The following is a 15,495-nucleotide window of genomic DNA, read 5'->3' as shown; positions in this document are numbered from 1 at the left end:
CCCCCGGGCCTCCGACATGAGGCCCGGGGTCGCACGCTACTGCGCAGCGCGCTCGAGAATGAGTTCACGGACGCGTGCGGCGTCCGCCTGGCCCTTCATCGCCTTCATGACCGCTCCGATGACGGCACCGGCGGCCTGCACCTTGCCGTCCTTGATCTTCGCCATGACGTCGGGCTGCGCGGCGAGTGCTTCGTCGATGGCGGCGATCAATGCGCCGTCGTCCGAAACGACCGCGAGTCCACGGGCGTCGACGACCTCCTGCGGGTTGCCCTCGCCGGCGATGACGCCTTCGAGCACCTGGCGAGCGAGCTTGTCGGTGAGGGTGCCGGCGTCGACGAGCTGCTGCAGGGCTGCGACGTTCTCCGGGCTGATGAGCTCGGTGGCGTCCTTCTCCTGGGCGTTCGCGAGACGGGAGATCTCACCCGTCCACCACTTGCGCGCGGTGGCCGGAGTCGCCCCAGCAGCGATCGTCGCCTCCACGACCTCGAGCAGTCCGCCGTTTCGGACGTCCTGGAACTCCAGGTCGGTGAAGCCCCACTCCGCCATCAGGCGGCGACGGCGTGCCACCGGCTGCTCGGGCAGCGCCGCGCGCAGCTCTTCGATCAGTTCGGCGGCAGGCTCCACCGGCAGCAGATCGGGCTCCGGGAAGTAGCGGTAGTCGTCGGCATCGGACTTGGGACGGCCGGGCGAGGTCGTGCCGGTGTCCTCGTGCCAGTGCCGGGTCTCCTGCGTGATGGTCCCGCCGTCGGCGAGGATCTGCGCCTGGCGCTGGATCTCGTACCGCACCGCACGCTCGACCGACCGCATGGAGTTCACGTTCTTCGTCTCCGTGCGCGTGCCGAGCTTCTCCTGGCCGCGGGGGCGGAGGGAGACGTTCGCGTCGCATCGCAGGTTGCCGCGCTCGAGACGCGCCTCGGAGATGCCGAGTCCGCGGACGATGTCGCGGATGGCCTGCACATACGCCTTGGCGACCTCGGGTGCACGGTGGTCGGTACCGAAGATCGTCTTGGTGACGATCTCGACCAGAGGCACGCCAGCACGGTTGTAATCGACCAGCGAGTACTCGGCGCCCTGGATGCGTCCGGTCGCCCCACCCATGTGGGTCAGCTTCCCGGCGTCTTCCTCCATGTGCGCGCGCTCGATGGGGATCGTGATGAGCGTTCCGTCCTCGAGCTCGACCTCGACCGATCCCTCGTAGGCGATCGGCTCGTCGTACTGCGAGATCTGGTAGTTCTTACCGAGGTCCGGGTAGAAGTAGTTCTTCCGGGCGAATCGGCTCGATTCCGCGATCGAGCAGCCGAGGGCGAGCCCCAGGCTGATCGAGGAGCGGATGGCCGTCTCGTTCACGACCGGCAGCGCCCCGGGCAGCCCGAGGTCGACCGGGGCGATGAGCGTGTTCGGCTCGGCAGCGTGGAACGCCTCGTTCGCCGGGTTCGGCGCATCCGAGAACATCTTCGTGTTCGTGTTGAGCTCGACGTGCACCTCGAATCCGAGGACCGGCTCGAACATCTCGAGCGCCTTGTCGAAGTCCATGAGCTTGGCGGCGGCCATCAGCGCTTCCCTCCTGCGAGCTGCGGTGCACGGGTGAGCAGTGGCGCACCCCACGAGTCCACGAGCAGCGTCTCGAGCGCGGCGCCGACCTTGTAGAGTCGGGCGTCCTCACGTGCCGGGGCGATGAACTGGATGCCGACGGGGAGACCGTCGTCGTCTGCCAGGCCGCTGGGGATGGAGATGCCGGGAACGCCAGCGAGGTTCACCGGGATCGTGGTGATGTCGTTCAGGTACATCTGCAGCGGGTCGTCGATCTTCTCGCCGAGCTTGAACGCCGTCGTCGGCGCCGAGGGCGTCGCGATCACGTCGACCTCGGCGAAGGCGTTCGCGAAGTCCTGCTGGATGAGGGTGCGGACCTTCTGCGCACTGCCGTAGTAGGCGTCGTAGTAACCGGCGGACAGCGCGTAGGTGCCGAGGATGATGCGTCGCTTGACCTCGTCGCCGAATCCGGCGTCGCGTGTCGCGGACATGACGTCCTCGACGGTCGGGTTGCCATCGGGAGTCACCCGCAGGCCGAACCGCACCGAGTCGAACTTCGCGAGGTTGCTGGATGCCTCGGCCGGGAGGATCAGGTAGTACGCGGCGACGCCGTACTCGAAGTGGGGGGCGCCGATCTCGACGATCTCGGCACCCTGCGACTCCATGAGCGCGAGCGCGCTGCGGAAGGACGATGCCACACCGGGCTGGAATCCGCTGTCCGGCAGCTCGCGGATGACGCCCACCTTGAGACCCTTGAGCACGTCTCCGCGCGCACCCTCTCGTGCGGCCTCGGCGAACGAGGGCCAGGTGTCGCGCAGCGAGGTCGAGTCCTTCGGGTCGTGCCCGCCGATCGCGTCGTGCAGCAGACCGGAGTCGAGCACGGTCCGAGAGACCGGGCCCACCTGGTCGAGGCTCGAGGCGAGGGCGATGGCTCCGTAACGGCTCACACCGCCGTATGTCGGCTTGACGCCGACCGTGCCGGTCACGTGGGCGGGCTGACGGATCGAGCCGCCCGTGTCGGAACCCAGCGCGAGGGGCGCCTCGAACGCGGCGACCGCGGCGGCCGAGCCACCGCCGGAGCCGCCAGGGATCCGATCGAGGTCCCAGGGGTTGTGCGTGGGGCCGTACGCCGAGTGCTCGGTGGAGGAGCCCATGGCGAACTCGTCCATGTTCGTCTTACCGAGGGCGATCATGCCCGCTGCGCGTGATCGCGCCACGACCGTGGCGTCGTACGGCGAGCGGTATCCCTCGAGGATGCGCGAGCCGCTCGTCGTCGGCTGGTCGGTCGTGACCAGCACGTCCTTGATGGCCAGCGGTACGCCTGCGAGCGGGCCGAGCACCTCACCGGCGGCCCGTCGTGCGTCGATCGCCGCTGCGGCCTCGAGCGCCCCCTCGTTGACGTGCAGGAACGCGTGAACGTCGCCGTCGACCGCAGCGATGCGGTCGAGGTGCGCCTGCGTCGCCTCGACGCTCGACACCTCGCCCGCGGCGAGCTTCGCGGCGAGATCCGCCGCATCCAGCCGGATGATGTCGCTCACTGCTCTTCTCCCAGGATCGCGGTCACGCGGAAGCGGCCGTCGGCGGCATCCGGTGCGTTCTGAAGCACCTGCTCGTGCGTGAGCGTCTGCCCGACCACGTCGGGACGGAAGACATTGCTCAGCGGGATCGGGTGGCTCGTCGCGACGACGTCGGGGGTTGCGACCTCCGACACCTTCGCGATGTTGTCGACGATCGCGTCGAGCTGGCTCGTGAGCCGCGACACCTCGTCGTCGTTCAGCTGGATGCGTGCGAGCACACCGAGATGGCGCACGAGTTCAGGGGTGATTTCAGACACTCCCCCAGTCTAGTTGGCGCGCTCCGCAGTCCCATGCTCTTCACGCGGCTCGCCCTATGCTGGGCGGGTGAGCACGTTCCAGCCTCCTCGCCCGTGGATCGCCAGCTATGCCGCCGGCGTCCCGGAAGACCTCTCTCCCGTCGACGGATCGCTCGTGGACATCGTCGCCGCCTCGGCGCGCGACTATCCGGACGCCCCCGCCCTCCAGTTCTTCGGTCGGGAGACGACGTATGCGCAGCTCCAGTCGGCGATCGAGCGCGCGGCGGCGGGTCTGCGCGATCTCGGTGTCCGCGCCGGCGACCCCGTCGCGATCGTGCTGCCGAACTGCCCGCAGCACATCGTGGCCTTCTATGCGGTGCTCCGTCTCGGCGCCGTCGTCGTCGAGCACAACCCGCTCTACACGCCGCGCGAGCTGCGCAAGCAGTTCGAAGACCACGGCGCGAAGCACGCGATCGTCTGGAACAAAGTCCTCTCCACGGTGCAGGAGTTCCCGGCGGATCTTGCGGTGACGAACCTCGTCTCGGTGGACGTGACCCGCGCCATGCCCTTCCTCACCCGTTTCGCCCTGCGGCTGCCAGTGACCAAAGCACGCGAGTCGCGAGCCGCGCTCACGGAGAGGGTGCGCGGCACGGTCGTCTGGGACACGCTGCTCGCCTCGGAACCACTCCCGGCGTCGCACCCGAAGCCGCTGACCGACGATCTCGCGATCATCCAGTACACCTCCGGAACGACAGGGACACCGAAGGGAGCGGCGCTCACGCACCGCAACCTGCTGGCCAACGCCGCGCAGGCCCAGGCGTGGGTTCCCTCCATCCAACGGGGCAAGGGATGCGTCGTCTACGCGGTCCTGCCGATGTTCCATGCTTACGGCCTCACGCTCTGTCTGACGTTCGCGATGTCGATGGGTGCACGACTGGTGCTGTTCCCCAAGTTCGACCCGGAACTCGTTCTCGACGTCGTCAAGAAGCACCCGGCGACATTCCTGCCGCTCGTGCCGCCCATCGCGGATCGCCTCCTCGCCGCCGCGAAGGCCGAGGGCGTGTCACTCGACGGCATCGAGGTGGCCATCTCGGGTGCCATGGCCCTGCCGCACGAGTTGGTCGTTCCGTTCGAGGAGGCCACCCACGGCTATCTCGTCGAGGGCTACGGACTCAGCGAGTGCTCGCCCGTCCTCATGGCCAACCCGGTCGCGGACAACCGCGTTCCCGGTACCGTCGGACTCCCCCTTCCGGGCACCGAATGCCGCGTCGTGGACCCGGAGAACCCGAGCGAAGACGTGCCGCCCGGCACGGCCGGAGAACTCGTCGTGCGCGGTCCGCAGGTGTTCTCGGGCTACTACGGCAAGCCCGAGGAGACAGAGGCCGTCTTCGTCGACGGGTGGTACCGCACGGGCGACATCGTGACGATCGACGACGCCGGTTTCGTGCGCATCGTCGACCGCATCAAGGAACTCATCATCACGGGCGGCTTCAACGTCGCCCCCACCGAGGTCGAGAACGCTCTGCGCCAGCACCCGCAGGTCGCGGATGCTGCGGTCGTCGGTCTGCCGAGCGAGCACTCCGGCGAAGAGGTCGTCGCGGCGATCGTCGTCGACCAGGGAACAGATGTCGACGTCGAGGCGATCCGCGATTTCGCACGGAGCATCCTCACGCCCTACAAGGTCCCTCGTCGTGTCTTCGTCGTCGATGAGCTCCCGAAGTCTCTGATCGGGAAGGTGCTCCGGCGCCAGGTGAAGGACAAGCTGATCGCGCTGACGACAGGCGTCTGAGGACGCCCTCACAGGCGCCGATCGTCCCGGCGCGCTACCCTTGGGAAGTGACCCCTGAAGATGCAGTGCTGACCGACGCCCCCGAGGACACTCCCGCGACCCCCGGATTCGAGGAGCTCGGCATCACCGGGCCCGTCCTCAAAGCCATCAAGGATCTCGGATACGAGACCCCGTCGCCCATCCAGGCGGCCACCATCCCGACTCTTCTCGCCGGCCGCGATGTCGTCGGCATGGCGCAGACCGGTACCGGCAAGACCGCGGCATTCGCGCTCCCCGTCCTCGAGCGCCTCGACGTCTCGCAGAAGACCCCGCAGGCCCTCGTGCTGGCTCCCACGCGCGAGCTCGCCCTCCAGGTCTGTGAAGCCTTCGAGTCCTACGCCTCCAAGATGAAGGGCGTGCACATGCTGCCCGTCTACGGCGGCCAGGCCTACGGCGTGCAGCTCTCTGCTCTTCGCCGCGGCGTGCACGTGATCGTCGGCACGCCGGGGCGAATCATGGACCACCTCGCCAAGGGCACTCTCGACCTCTCGCAGCTGCAGTACCTGGTGCTCGACGAGGCCGATGAGATGCTGAAGATGGGCTTCGCGGAAGATGTCGAGCAGATCCTCGCGCAGACGCCCGTCGAGAAGCAGGTCGCCCTGTTCTCCGCGACCATGCCCCCGCAGATCCGTCGCCTCGCGCAGAAGTACCTGCGCGATCCGGAAGAGATCAGCATCAAGTCGAAGACCGCGACCGGCACGAACATCACGCAGCGGTACCTCGTGGTGTCGTACGCGCAGAAGGTCGACGCGCTCACCCGCATCCTCGAGGTCGAGAACTTCGACGGCATGATCGTCTTCGTCCGCACCAAGAACGAGACCGAGACGCTCGCCGAGAAGCTGCGTGCCCGTGGCTACTCCGCTGCCGCGATCAACGGCGACGTGCCCCAGGTGCAGCGCGAGCGCAGCGTGAACCAGCTCAAGGACGGCAAGCTCGACATCCTCGTCGCCACCGACGTCGCCGCGCGTGGTCTCGATGTCGAGCGCATCAGCCACGTCATCAACTTCGACATCCCCACCGACACCGAGTCTTACGTGCACCGCATCGGACGCACGGGCCGTGCGGGTCGCAGCGGTGATGCGATCAGCTTCATCACGCCGCGCGAGCGCTACCTGCTCAAGCACATCGAGAAGGCGACGCGTCAGGTCCCGACGCAGATGCAGCTGCCCAGCACGGAAGACGTCAACACCACGCGCCTGAACCGCTTCGACGACGCGATCACCACGGCGTTGTCGGAGACCGCGCGCATCGAGGCGTTCCGCGACATCGTCGCGCACTACGTCCGTCACCACGACGTGCCGGAGGGCGATGTGGCCGCGGCCCTCGCCGTCGTGGCGCAGGGCGACAAGCCGCTGCTCCTCGACCCCGCCAACGATGCCCTCACCAGGGCGGTGGAAGCCGACAACCGTCCGCCGCGCGAGCGCGCCGGCCGCGACGCTCGAGAACCGCGTACCGAGCGACGCGGGCGGGGCGACTACACCGCGTACCGCATCGAGGTCGGCCGACGTCACCGTGTCGAGCCGCGACAGATCGTCGGCGCGCTCGCCAACGAGGGTGGACTGGGGCGCGACGACTTCGGCGCGATCAACATCCGCCCCGACTTCTCCACCGTGGAGCTGCCGTCGAACCTCGATGCTTCCGTCCTCGAGAAGCTGCGCGACACGCGTATCTCCGGTCGTCTGATCGAGATCAAGCCCGACCGCGGCCCCGGCGCACGACGCGCGGGAGGTCCCCGTGAGAGCCGCGATGACGGCGGACGGAGCGACCGTTTCGAGCGTCGGGATCGCGATGAGCGTCCGGCACGAGACACGCGCGACGAGAAGCCGTTCCGCAAGCCGCGTCACAAGAGCTGACCGCACTCGCGCGCGGGACGAGCTAGCTGTGATGTCCAGGGACGTTGTTTCGGCGACACGGCCGTGAAGAGCTGAGAGGTGAGGGCCTCCGGTTGTGAAGTGGAGCTGTTGAGTTCAACCGCTTCAGGAACCAGGAGGCCCTCGTGTCCCACGCTAACGCTGCCCTGACCCCACGCGCCCGGCTTCGACTGGCGCGCCTGATCGTCGAGGATCACTGGCCGCCGCAGGTCGCGGCGAAGATGTTCATGGTCTCGCCCGTGACCGCCCGGAAGTGGGCGGCCAGGCTGCGCCTGGAGGGACCTGCTGGGATGGCTGATCGTTCGAGTCGCCCGCGATCGATGCCGACGAAGACCCCGCTGCCGCAGGTCAAGAAAATCGTGAAAGCGAGGTGGCGGCGGCGTCTCGGCGCGGTTCAGATCGCTGGCGAACTCGGTCTGCCCGCCTCGACCGTCCACGCGGTCCTGGTGCGCTGCCGCATCAACCGGCTCAGCCATATCGACAGGGTCAATGGGGAGCAAATCCGCCGCTACGAGCACGATCATCCCGGATCGCTGATCCACGTCGACGTCACGAAGTTCGGCAACATCCCCGACGGCGGCGGCTGGCGCTTCGTCGGCCGCGTCCAAGGCGAACGCAACCGAGAGGCCACCGCCACCCGCACCAAGAGCAGGAACCATCGTTACGAGCCGAGGCTCGGCACTGCGTTCGTGCACACCGTCATCGACGACCACTCCCGCGTCGCTTACGCCGAGATCTGCTCCGACGAGAAAGCGGACACCGCGATCGGTGTTCTCCGCCGAGCGGTGTCCTGGTTTGCCGACCGCGGTGTCACTGTCGAGCGCGTCCTCTCGGACAACGGCTCGGCCTACAAGTCTCACGCCTGGCGCGATGCCTGCATCGATCTTGGGATCACGGCGAAGAAGACCCGGCCTTACCGTCCACAAACGAATGGGAAGATCGAGCGCTTCCACCGCACCCTCGCCGACGGCTGGGCATACGCGAAGCTCTATCCCTCAGAGACTGAGCGCCGCAAAGCACTCCCGGGCTGGCTGCACTTCTACAATCATCACAGGCACCACTCCGCGATCGGAGCCCCGCCCATCAGCAGAATCGAAAACAACCTGCCTGGACATCACAGCTAGCCCGTTCCGCGCGCGAGTCGTGCCGCCACGTCGATCAGCGGCTCCGGGTGTGCGAGAAGCGCGCGCTGCTCCGGGTGCGCGATGAGATGGGCGATCAGTCGCTGCGCGCCGGCGACCGTGGGCGCCCAATAGCCGCCGACATGGTGCCGGCTCAGCGGGAGAGTGCGCGGCTCGCCGTCGACGATAAGAGTCACCGCACCGTCGTCGGGATCGACCCCGGGGTCGGTCAGCATCGCCGCGGTCAGCGCTCCGAGCAGCAGGGTGCTGACCAGACCCGGCAGGCGGAACCTGGTCGTGGGGACGTCGATCGCGATCTCCTCGATGTCGGCCCATCGCACGATGCCACGGTTCTCGACGCCCTCGCGGATGATCACGGCGTCAGGGGTCAGTCGCAGGTGATGCCGACCGGGGTCTCCGACAGCCAGCGCCTCACGGACCACGATCAGCGGTCCGTAGCGCTTCACGACTCTTCGGCCACGGGCGGGAGCGCGTCAGGCCCTTCGGTGACCAGGACGTGGAACTGCGCCGCGTCGAGAATGCGCAGACCGAGCTCCTCCGCCTTCGCGAGCTTCGACCCCGCGCCGGGTCCGGCAGCGACGAAGTGGGTCTTCTTCGAGACGCTGGAGGCCGCCTTTCCGCCCGCTTTGAGGATGGCTTCCTGCGCACCCTCTCGCGTATATCCGTCGAGCGAGCCGGTCGCCACCACCGTCAGACCTTCGAGGACGCCGCCCTCGGCGACAGCCGCACCAGGGCCGGGGTGGCCGGGCGTCGCCCACTGCACACCCGCATCCGCCCACTGCTGCACGATCTCCTGGTGCCAGTCGACGTCGAACCAGGCGAGCAGCGAATCGGCGATGATCCCGCCCACGCCCTCCACTGCGGCCAGCTCCTCACGCGAGGCCGCGCGGATCGCGTCGAGGGAACCGAACCACTGGGCAAGCGCCCTGGCGGCGACAGGGCCGACATGACGGATGTTCAGTGACACGAGCAGTCGCCACAGATCCTTGGTCTTCGCCTTCTCCAGCTCAGCGAGCAGAGTGAGCGCCTGGGATGAGGGCTGGGGACCCTCGAGACCGGCCTTCTTCTCGGTCGGTGTGGGGTTTCGTCTGAACGGTGCTCGGGTCTTCACGATCCCGTCCTCGTCCTCCTTGGGGAGCCCCGTCTCGGCGTCGCGCACGAAGAGCTCGATGGGAACGAGCTGCTCGAGGGTGAGCGCGAAAAGACCCGCCTCGGTTTCGAGCGGCGGCACCGCGGGAGACGTGGGCTGCGTCAGCGCGGCAGCGGTGACCTCGCCCAGCGCTTCGACGTCGAGGGCGCCACGGGAGCCGATGTGCTCGACGCGGCCGCGCACCTGTGCCGGGCACGACCTCGCATTCGGGCACCGCAGATCGATATCGCCCTCCTTCATCGCCCGCAGCGGTGTGCCGCACTCCGGGCAGTCGACAGGCATCACGAACTCCCGCTCGCTGCCGTCGCGCTTCTCGACCACCGGTCCGAGGACCTCGGGGATGACGTCGCCGGCCTTGCGCAGCACGACGGTGTCGCCGATCAGCACCCCCTTCGCCTTGACGACGTCTTTGTTGTGCAGAGTCGCCTGGCGGACGACGGAACCGGCGACGTGAGCGGGGGCCATGACCGCGAACGGGGTCGCACGACCGGTGCGACCGACCGACACGACGATGTCGAGCAGCTTCGTCTGCACCTCTTCCGGCGGGTACTTGTAGGCGATCGCCCAGCGCGGCGCGCGGCTCGTCGCACCGAGTTCGTCGTGCAGCTCGAGTTCGTCGACCTTGACCACGATCCCATCGAGCTCGTGCTCGATGTCGTGCCGGTGCTCGCCGAAGTACTCCACGAACGATACGACGTCGTCGACGGTGCGACACACCTTCGTGTGCGGGCTCGTGGGCAGGCCCCATTGTGCGAGCAGGTCGTACACCTCGCTCTGCGCCGCCACGGGAGGGTTCGTCCATGCGCCGATGCCATGCACGTAGAGGGCGAGCGACTCGATCCGCAGCAGGCCCGCTTCGAGTTCGAGACCGTTCTTCTTGTCGATCTGCTGGCGGAGCCCTCCGCTGGCCGCGTTGCGCGGATTCGCGAAGGCGGGGAATCGTCGGGCGGCCGCGGTCCTCGCCTTCTCCTCATCGAAGGGCTTCTTCACTCCCCCACGCGACTCCCACCGCTCGAGAGCATCGGCATATGCGCGCTCGCGGAAGGACGCCTGCGCCGCATTGAGCCGTTCGAACGCAGCCACGGGGATGAAGACCTCGCCGCGCACCTCGACGATCGAGGGGTGGCCCTCCCCGCTCAGCCGGTACGGGATCTCCGGAAGACGCCGAGCGTTCTCGGTGACGATCTCTCCCACACGCCCATCGCCTCTGGTGGCTGCAGAGGTCAGAACACCGTTCTCGTAGCGGAGGTTGATCGCCAGTCCGTCGATCTTCAGCTCGGTGAGCCAGGCGACCTCGCGCCCTGCCGAGGCCTTCGTCTTCGCCGCCCACTCCCTCAGCTCTTCGATGGAGAAGACGTTGTCGAGGCTGAGCATCCGCTCCGCGTGCTCGATGGTTGCGAGCCCTGTCGCCTCGGCGGCTCCGACCATCTGCGTCGGCGAGTCCTGTCCCTGCAGTTCGGGATGCAGACGTTCGAGCTCTTCGAGCCGGTGCATCCATCCGTCATACGTGAAGTCGTCGACCAATGAGGTGTCACGGCCGTAGTAGGCCTCTTTCGCATCGAGGATGCGCGTGGTCAGCTCCTCGGCTTCGGTTCGGGCGTCTTCCAGCGAGATGTTCTCCGGCACCCCGTCAGTCTACGAGCGGGCACCGACACCCGAAGCGTCTACGCGCCGACGGGAACGGCCGAGACCGTGGTGTCGATCGTGAACTGCCCGAGCACTCGGGTTCCGATGTACAGCACGGCGGTCTGCCCTGGTGCGACACCGTCGAGCGGCAGCTCCGGGGTGACGCGTACCCCTTCGTCGGAGATCGCGGCGTGCGCGGCGACCGGCTCGGCATGGGCGCGGATCTGTACATGGCACTCGAAGGATACCTCGGTGGGTGCGGCGCCGGCCCAGCTGAACCGCTCCCCGGCGATCTCGGCGATCGCGAGGGCTTCTTTCGGACCGACCACGACGGTGTTCGAGACCGGGCGCACCTCGAGGACGAATCGTGGCTTGCCGTCCGCTGCCGGGACTCCGAGCTTGAGGCCGCGGCGCTGTCCCACTGTGAAGGCGTGGGCCCCTTCGTGCGAGCCCACGACCTCTCCGCTGCGATCGACGATCTCGCCCGTCGCCGTGCCGACCTTCTCGGCGAGCCAGCCTCGGGTGTCCCCATCGGGGATGAAGCAGATGTCGTGGCTGTCCGGCTTCTGCGCGACGCTCAGACCCCGTGCCTCGGCTTCCGCGCGGACGATCGCCTTCGACGGCGTCGTGCCGAGGGGGAAGTAGGTGTGCGCGAGCTGCTCGGCGGTCAGCACTCCCAGCACGTAGGACTGGTCCTTGGCGTTGTCGGACGCGCGGTGCAGCTCGAGACCCCGATCGCCGTCGATCAGTGTCGCGTAGTGCCCGGTGCACACCGCGTCGAAGCCCAGCTCGATCGCGCGCTCCAGGAGCGCGGCGAACTTGATCTTCTCGTTGCACCGCATGCACGGATTGGGGGTGCGGCCGGCCTGGTATTCGGAGATGAAGTCCTGGATCACGTCGTCGCGGAAACGCTCCGAGAAGTCCCACACGTAGAACGGGATGCCGAGCACGTCAGCGGCACGACGGGCGTCCAGCGCGTCCTCGATGGTGCAGCACCCACGACTGCCCGTGCGCAAGGTTCCTCCGGCCCGGGAGAGTGCCAGATGCACTCCGACCACGTCGTGCCCCGCCTCCACGGCTCGGGCGGCCGCGACGGCGGAGTCGACTCCACCGCTCATCGCCGCAAGGATCCGCATGCGACCAGTCTACGAGCGTGCGGCTGTGCCGGCGCCGGATGCGCGCGTGTAGGCCTCCGCGATCACGCCGAGCACCGCGTCGACGTCGGCGTCCGTCGACGTGCGCCCGAGGGAGAAACGCAGGACGCTCCGCGCGTCGCGCTCGCTGTGCCCCATCGCGATGACGACATGCGAGGGCTCGGCGACGCCGGCCTGACACGCGGAACCCGTCGATGCGGCCACCCCGGCGACATCGAGGAGGAACAGGAGGCTCTCGCCCACAGCCCCGGGGAACAGCAGGTGCGCGTTGCCGGGGAGACGCCCGATGGGATCTCCGAGGAGCTCGGCGGCAGGTACAGCCGCACGGATCCCGCTGACGAGACGGTCGCGCAGCAGGCGCAGTCGGGCAGCCTCGTCCTCGCGTTCGTTCTCGGCGAGCTCGAGGGCGACGGCGAACGCGGCGGCTCCGGCTATGTCCTGCGTACCCGCGCGGAGACCGCGCTGCTGCGCGCCGCCACGAAGCACCGCCGTGACGCGGGCGGAGCGGGCGGTGACGAGCGCTCCGACGCCGACAGGGGCGCCGATCTTGTGTCCGGCGAGACTCATCGCGACGAGTCCGACGCCGACTCCGGCCTCGCCGCGCAGGGAGCGGAACGACAGCGGCACGTGCCCGAGCGCGGCGACGGCATCGAGATGGAGGGGGACGTCCGACACCGCTGCAGCCGCAGCGAGGGCACGGGCATCGTTGATCGTCCCGGCTTCGTTGTTGGCTGCGAGGGCGGTCGCGAGCGCGGCACCGGGTAGCAGGGCGGCGAACTCCTCCGGATCGATCCGCGCCTCGGGGGTGACGAGCACCCGTCGCAGCTCAGCCCCTTCATCCACGAGCGCCGCGACCGTGTCCATCGTCGCGTGATGCTCGCCGTCGGGCAGCACGATGGCCGATGATCCCGGAGGGCGGGCGTGCCAGAGTCCCTGCAGCGCGAGGTTGATGGACTCGGTGCCACCCGAGGTGAACACGATCTCGATCGGGTCGGCGTCGACCACCGCGGCGACACGCTCCCGTGACTCCTCCAGCAGACGACGGGCGTCCTGCCCGGGACCGTGCGTCGAGGAGGCGTTGCCGACCGTCTGCGACGCGGCCAGCCAGGCATCTCGTGCCTCGGGGCGCAGGGGCGTGGTCGCCGCGTGGTCGAGATAGTGCCGCATCCTTCGATTCTCTCGCGAAACCGCAGTGAGAGGGTGCTCCCCCCTGGAACCGGGTACGCCCTGGCGCGAGACTGCGGCACATCACGCCTAGTGTGTACTCATGCCCGCGTCCCGAGACCTCGCCATGCCCGGCGGATCTGCCCTCGACAACCTCGGCGTTCGTCTGCACGACGGCGTCGGAACACTCCGTGTCTGGTCGCAGAACGCCTCATCGATCGAACTGGTCGTCTTCGACGCCACCGACCTCGACTGGGCGACCGACGAAGTGCCTCTCGAACGCCTTGCCGGAGGTATCTGGGAGGTCACCACCGAGCTCCTCCAGCCGGGAGTCCGCTACGCGATCCGCGTCGGCGGCCCGCACGGCCCGGGGAACACGTTCAACCCGGAGACGCTGCTGCTGGACCCGTACGCCCGTGGCCTCGCACAGGGCGACGGTTACGAGGAGTGGCGCTCGGTCGTCATCGTCGACGGGTTCGACTGGGGCGACTCGCACAAGCCCCGTGTCCCGCTGGATCGCACGGTCATCTACGAAGGCCACCTCAAGGGACTCACCAAGCGCCACCCCGATGTTCCGCCTGCTCTGCACGGCACCTACGCCGGTCTCGCACACCCCGCGATGATCGAGCACTTCCGCTCCCTGGGGATCACATCGATCGAACTGCTCCCGGTACATGCCTTCGTACCGGAGCCTCGCCTCCTCGAGCGCGGCCTCACCAACTACTGGGGCTACAACACGCTCAACTTCTTCACGCCGCACACCGCGTACGCGACCGAAGAGGCCCGCAAGGAGGGACCCGAAGCGGTCCTCGCCGAGTTCAAGGGCATGGTGCGGCTCCTGCATGAGGCCGGCCTCGAAGTGATCCTCGACGTCGTCTACAACCACACCTCCGAAGAGGGCATCGGCGGACCTCGATCGAGCCTGCGCGGCATCGACAACGCCACCTACTACCGCCAGGACGAGTCCGGCGTCTACATCGACACCACCGGATGCGGCAACACCCTCAACACGGCCACCGACGCCGGGGCCAGGCTCGTGCTGGACTCCCTGCGCTACTGGGCGCAGGAGATGCAGATCGACGGGTTCCGCTTCGACCTCGCCACGGCCATCGCCCGCGACGGCGCCCACACCTACACGCCGGAGCATCCGCTCCTCACCGCCATCGCCTCCGACCCGATCCTCGCCGACACGAAGCTCATCGTCGAGCCGTGGGACGTCGGCCTCGGCGGCTGGCAGACGGGCAACTTCCCGGCGGGGTGGCACGAGTGGAACGACCGCTACAGGGACAGGGTGCGCAACTTCTGGCTGAGCGACATCGACTACGCGCGTCGTGCCTCGGCCCCGGTCGGCATCGGTGGGTTCGCCACGCGTCTGGCCGGATCCTCGAACACCTTCAGCGAGGATCGTGGTCCGCTCGCCAGCGTGAACTTCGTCACCGCCCACGACGGCTTCACCCTCCACGACCTCGTCTCCTACGACGTCAAGCACAACGAGGCGAACGGCGAGCAGAACCGCGACGGCGCCGACATGAACCGTGCGTTCAACCATGGCATCGAAGGGCCGACCGACGACCCGACGATCCTCGCCGCGCGCCGCAAGGCCATGCGCAACCTGCTCGGCACGCTCCTCCTCTCGGCGGGCATCCCCATGCTCACCGCCGGCGACGAGGTCGGACGCACCCAGCGCGGCAATAACAACGCCTATGCGCAGGATTCGGCGCTGACCTGGCTCGGCTGGGAGTTCGAGCCCTGGCAGGAGGATCTGCGCGCCCATGTCTCCCGGCTGATCCGCCTGCGTCAGGAGAACCCTGCGCTGCGCCCCAGCCGCTACGCGCGACTCGGCGAACACATCCCCAACGCCTCGGTGATGGACTGGTACGACCAGAACGGCGAGACGATGGAGCAGGGCAAGTGGGCCGACCCCGGGAACCGGACGCTGCAGTACGTCGCTGCCTCCACACCCGACACCGAGGCCTACAACCGCATCCTGCTCATCGTGCACGGCACCGAATCACCGATCGATGTGCGTCTCCCCGAAGAGATCGAAGGCGCGACTCGTTTCGTGTCGCTGTGGTCGAGCGCCCACGAGCGCCCGTCCGACGAGCAAGAGGTCTTCGCGCCGGGTGATGTGCTGCCGGTGTCCGGAACCTCGATGAGGCTGTTCCGCGTCGAATGACCCCTGCTCCCGACGCACCACGCGGCGCGCTACCCGCGACC

At 68.2% G+C, this 15,495-nt stretch carries 11 protein-coding genes; 4 read left to right on the top strand and 7 right to left on the bottom strand.

What is annotated here, in order from left to right:
* Nucleotides 1-36 precede the first annotated feature (36 nt).
* Genes gatB through gatC form a run of 3 tightly spaced genes read right to left on the bottom strand, consistent with a single transcriptional unit; the run spans nucleotide 37 to nucleotide 3,364 of the window.
* Complete coding sequence (gene gatB, locus KY497_RS11400; protein WP_219869072.1) at nucleotides 37-1,551, bottom strand: Asp-tRNA(Asn)/Glu-tRNA(Gln) amidotransferase subunit GatB; 1,515 nt, start codon at nucleotides 1,549-1,551, stop codon at nucleotides 37-39.
* Entirely contained in the window at nucleotides 1,551-3,068 is a 1,518-nt protein-coding gene (gatA, locus tag KY497_RS11395; RefSeq protein WP_127482393.1) for an Asp-tRNA(Asn)/Glu-tRNA(Gln) amidotransferase subunit GatA, read from the bottom strand. The genes gatB and gatA overlap by 1 nt, the downstream gene beginning before the upstream one ends.
* Entirely contained in the window at nucleotides 3,065-3,364 is a 300-nt protein-coding gene (gene gatC, locus KY497_RS11390) for an Asp-tRNA(Asn)/Glu-tRNA(Gln) amidotransferase subunit GatC (protein ID WP_031206170.1), read from the bottom strand. The genes gatA and gatC overlap by 4 nt, the downstream gene beginning before the upstream one ends.
* 67 nt (nucleotides 3,365-3,431) lie before the next feature.
* Between gatC and KY497_RS11385 the strand changes: the two genes are divergently transcribed.
* From KY497_RS11385 to KY497_RS11375, 3 genes are all read left to right on the top strand, one after another.
* Entirely contained in the window at nucleotides 3,432-5,132 is a 1,701-nt protein-coding gene (locus KY497_RS11385; protein ID WP_219869071.1) for a long-chain-fatty-acid--CoA ligase, read from the top strand.
* Nucleotides 5,133-5,179: 47 nt separating this feature from the next.
* The gene (locus KY497_RS11380) at nucleotides 5,180-7,024 is read left to right on the top strand and encodes a DEAD/DEAH box helicase (RefSeq protein WP_373695276.1); all 1,845 of its coding nucleotides are present in this window, start codon (nucleotides 5,180-5,182) and stop codon (nucleotides 7,022-7,024) included.
* Between the two features lie 143 nt (nucleotides 7,025-7,167).
* Nucleotides 7,168-8,166: an IS481 family transposase gene (locus tag KY497_RS11375; RefSeq protein WP_219869070.1), complete on the top strand. Its 999-nt coding sequence runs from the start codon at nucleotides 7,168-7,170 to the stop codon at nucleotides 8,164-8,166.
* Here KY497_RS11375 and KY497_RS11370 read toward each other — a convergent pair.
* Genes KY497_RS11370 through KY497_RS11355 form a run of 4 tightly spaced genes read right to left on the bottom strand, consistent with a single transcriptional unit; the run spans nucleotide 8,163 to nucleotide 13,281 of the window.
* The gene (locus KY497_RS11370) at nucleotides 8,163-8,630 is read right to left on the bottom strand and encodes a hypothetical protein (protein ID WP_127482396.1); all 468 of its coding nucleotides are present in this window, start codon (nucleotides 8,628-8,630) and stop codon (nucleotides 8,163-8,165) included. The genes KY497_RS11375 and KY497_RS11370 overlap by 4 nt on opposite strands.
* Entirely contained in the window at nucleotides 8,627-10,960 is a 2,334-nt protein-coding gene (gene ligA / locus KY497_RS11365) for an NAD-dependent DNA ligase LigA (protein WP_219869069.1), read from the bottom strand. The genes KY497_RS11370 and ligA overlap by 4 nt, the downstream gene beginning before the upstream one ends.
* Before the next feature lie 38 nt (nucleotides 10,961-10,998).
* Nucleotides 10,999-12,096, bottom strand: coding sequence for a tRNA 2-thiouridine(34) synthase MnmA (gene mnmA, locus KY497_RS11360; RefSeq protein WP_141386003.1), 1,098 nt, complete (start codon nucleotides 12,094-12,096; stop codon nucleotides 10,999-11,001).
* Between the two features lie 9 nt (nucleotides 12,097-12,105).
* The gene (locus tag KY497_RS11355) at nucleotides 12,106-13,281 is read right to left on the bottom strand and encodes a cysteine desulfurase family protein (RefSeq protein ID WP_219869068.1); all 1,176 of its coding nucleotides are present in this window, start codon (nucleotides 13,279-13,281) and stop codon (nucleotides 12,106-12,108) included.
* Nucleotides 13,282-13,381: 100 nt separating this feature from the next.
* On the opposite strand from KY497_RS11355, the gene glgX reads away from it, so the two are divergent.
* Complete coding sequence (gene glgX / locus KY497_RS11350; RefSeq protein WP_219869067.1) at nucleotides 13,382-15,454, top strand: glycogen debranching protein GlgX; 2,073 nt, start codon at nucleotides 13,382-13,384, stop codon at nucleotides 15,452-15,454.
* The last annotated feature ends 41 nt before the right edge of the window (nucleotides 15,455-15,495 follow it).

Source organism: Microbacterium sp. PAMC22086 (assembly GCF_019443525.1).
Classification (GTDB): domain Bacteria; phylum Actinomycetota; class Actinomycetes; order Actinomycetales; family Microbacteriaceae; genus Microbacterium; species Microbacterium maritypicum.
Note: the sequence above shows the minus strand (reverse complement) of the source record. Positions and strands in the feature narration are given on the sequence as shown.